The sequence below is a fragment of the Rudaea sp. genome (genome assembly GCF_036560865.1).
Taxonomy (GTDB): domain Bacteria; phylum Pseudomonadota; class Gammaproteobacteria; order Xanthomonadales; family Rhodanobacteraceae; genus Rudaea.
The window spans coordinates 1-3,282 of sequence record NZ_DATBQK010000126.1 but is presented as its reverse complement, the minus strand read 5'-3'; the positions used below and the strand labels follow the sequence as shown (position 1 = coordinate 3,282).

4 protein-coding genes are annotated in these 3,282 nt (G+C 64.0%); all 4 read right to left on the bottom strand.

The features are described from left to right. Positions 1–1,080, bottom strand: a 1,080-nt coding sequence (locus VIE67_RS12540; RefSeq protein WP_332026724.1) for a DUF1800 family protein, incomplete at its 3' end; no start/stop codon positions are given. 125 nt (positions 1,081–1,205) lie between these two features. Beyond that, complete coding sequence (locus tag VIE67_RS12535) at positions 1,206–1,793, bottom strand: arsinothricin resistance N-acetyltransferase ArsN1 family B (RefSeq protein ID WP_332026722.1); 588 nt, start codon at positions 1,791–1,793, stop codon at positions 1,206–1,208. A gap of 10 nt (positions 1,794–1,803) precedes the next feature. After that, entirely contained in the window at positions 1,804–2,616 is an 813-nt protein-coding gene (locus VIE67_RS12530; protein ID WP_332026720.1) for a cyanophycinase, read from the bottom strand. Between the two features lie 48 nt (positions 2,617–2,664). Further along, positions 2,665–3,282, bottom strand: a 618-nt coding sequence (locus VIE67_RS12525; protein ID WP_332026718.1) for a hydroxymethylglutaryl-CoA lyase, incomplete at its 5' end; no start/stop codon positions are given.

Sequence of the window (3,282 nt, the reverse complement as noted above, 5' to 3'; positions counted from 1 at the left end):
CAGCTGGCGTGAAATGAACGGTGCGACATTCGGGTGATTCACCAGTATCGACAGACCCTGCTGCAGATCGGTTGCGCAGGAGTTGTTTGCGGGTAGGTTCAGCGCGTCCGAGTTTGCGCCGTAGTTGCCGGTGTAACTGAGCAGGGTCTTGGCACCGAAATCATGGTAGGTGTCGTAGCACACGAGCGGCTGGTACTCGGCCAGCGACCAGTTGGCAAACGACGCCGGATTGCTCTTGAACCCGGTCGAATAGCTCCAGCCGGTAAACACGCGCGCATAGGCGGTAACTGTCGCCTGCGGATAGGTTGGAATAGGTTGCCCAGTGGCGTCGCGCTTTTGCGAACCGTCCGGATTGAGCAGCACCAGTCCGATGGTGAACAGTTGCATCACTTCGCGCGCGTAGTTTTCATCCGGCGACGTGCCGATCGCCGCGTTGCCTTTCTGATTGCGCAAGTACGTGAGCATGTGCGACATCGCCGGGCTCAGAGTGACGTCCGTCATCAGCTTGGAAAACGTGGGCGCGTGATGGAGGCCGGCGCCGTCGGTGTAGCCGCCGGCATCGCGCGCCAGGGTGTCGTAATACTCGGCCAGTGCGATCGGATCCTGGGTCAGCCCGGCGAACTGGTCGGAAACGACCATGATCTGCGACAACGCCCAAGCCATGCGCTGGCGCAGCTGGTCCGGTGCGGTAACTGCGTTGTTGAACCAAGCTTCCATGCGGTCGCTCTGGCCCGGATTCTGTACCGCCTGATCCAGTGCCTCGACGTAAGGGCGCTGCAGCGACACCGGCAAGGCGAGTTGCCTGGCTATCCATGCGTGGTAACCGATCTGGCGCAGTAGATTGATATCCGTCTGGGTCGGACCGAATGTGGCCATGGTCAGAAAACGGGCTGCGGCTGCGTCGTTCTTCGGAATATCAGTGACGACGCGGCTGGCGTGATAGGTGCCGATGACCAGCGGTGGGCGAATAGGCAGATCGGGATTTGACGTCACGTCCTGCGCCGATGCAAGACAGGCGTAGGAAAGCAGAATGCAGACGAATGTGGCGTGAAGACAGCCGCTTCGAAGTCTGTTACTCATTGCGCGCTCTCCACAGCTTTGACGGCTCACCCAAGCGCCGTCTTCCCCCAAGTCTCAGCGCATTCCTGCTGCATTCAACGCATCAGCGGTGGCGAGGTTGACGTGTCCGCTGCGAGAGCGATGAGCTATAACGAATCTGATCGAGTAGCGACGGATAGTGCGGTCGCAGGCAACGCGCCGAACGGAATCGGTTCGGCGGGTGATGGCGGTGGCGGTTGCAGCACGAGTTGCCACCAGCCTACATCGTACCAGGTGCCGAACTTGTGGCCGGTGTGCCGATACAGGGCGCAGGGTTTGAAACCGCAGGACTCATGCAGCGCTACGCTTGCCTCATTCGGCAACGTGATGCCAGCGTACGCGTTCACATAACCCTGTGTACGCAACAAAGTACACAATGCCGCATACAGGCGTTTGCCGACGCCGCGGCCGCGGTAGTCGGCATGCACATAGGCGGTGACTTCGGTCGACCAGCGATACGCGGCGCGCTCGCGATGCAGGCCGGCATAGGCGTAGCCGGCAATGTACTCGCCGTCGACGCAGACCAGCCACGGGTGCGTCGGCAGCAGTTTGCGCATGCGCGCGCGCATCGTTTCCACGTCCGGCACGTCGGTTTCGAACGATGCCACACCGGATTCGACATGTGGGGCGTAGATCGCGCGAATCTGCTGCGCATCGGCCTCGTTGGCGACGCGAATCGTCAGCGGCTTGTCCATGGTCATTGCGTCACGAAATCGTGCGGCGGAAATCCAGATCGTAGCGCGAGCCGTGCACGAGCACATGCACGCGCAGGTTGGTGATGCTGATCGGCTCGCTCGGCCCCGCCTCGGCGACATTGGAATGGCCGACGTCGGTCGGGTCGACCACGGTGATGCCGCCGTAGCCGACCACGTCCATCACATTGTCCGGCCCGATGAAGGCGGCCGTATCCGGATCGATACCGATGCCGAGCGCGAACGGATTGAGCGCGAGCGCGGCGAGCAGGCGCCCAAGTCTATCCGCGCCGCCACCGCCCTGATCGATGACCAGCCGATTCGACAGGCCCAGGCCCGGTGCGAGCGTCACGCTGCCCATGCGCGGCGTCGGCCCGTGCGCGCCGCTGGCGAGCATGTGCTCGGCGAGTATCGCCGCACCCGAACCGATGCCACCCACCGCCATGCCGTCGGCATTGCGCCGGCGCAGCAGGCGCGCGAGCTGGGTACCGCCGAGCAGGGTGGACAGGCGCAAGGGTTGGTCGGCGTAGAGCAGCACGCAATCGGCGCGCTCGATCAGAGCGAGTGTGGCGCGCTGGTCGCAGTCGGCGCGATTGGCAAGCGCCAGGCGCTGTGCGCGACCGGCGCCGAGCGCCATCAATGCCGCTTCGAGTTCATCGGGCGGCGACTCACCGGGATTCTGCGCCGCGACCACGACGATCTGCGCGCGTTGCCCGAGCAGGGCCAGCAGGCGCTTGAATACATCGGTATGCCCCTCGGGACGCGAGGCGATGCCGATCGGAATCAGATAGCCGCGGGATTGATCGGGAGCAAGTCGGGCGGGCAAGGCGCGAACCTCGTCGAGGAGTACGCGATTATAGCCATGCGCCGCCGCTCACGCCGCGGCTTTGCCAACCTTGCTGCCGTTGTCGCGTGTCAACTGCGCGCTGAGCCATTGTCCGGTCTCGATCAACTTGTCCAGGTCCACGCCGGTCGCGATGCCCATGCCGTGCAGCATGTAGATCACGTCTTCGCTGGCGACATTGCCGCTCGCGCCGCGCGCATACGGACAGCCGCCGACACCGGAGACGGCCGAGTCGATCACGCCGACGCCAAGTTCGAGGCAGGCGAGAATGTTCGCCAGCGCCTGGCCGCGCGTATCGTGGAAATGAATCGCCAGCGCGCTCATCGGTACTTCGCTCGCGGCGGCCGCCAGCATCGCGCGTGCCTTGGCCGGCGTGCCGATGCCGATCGTGTCGCCGAGCGAAATCTCGTAACAGCCCATCGCGTGCAGACTTTTCGCCACGCGCACGACGTCGGCGACCGGTACCTCGCCTTGATACGGACAGCCGAGCACGGTCGAGACATAACCGCGCACGGCGACCTGGTCCGCCTTGGCGCGCTCGATCACGGGCGCAAAACGCACCAGCGACTCCGCGATCGAGGCATTGATGTTCTTGCGGCTGAACGCCTCGCTGGCCGCGCCGAATACGGCGATTTCCTCGACGCCGAC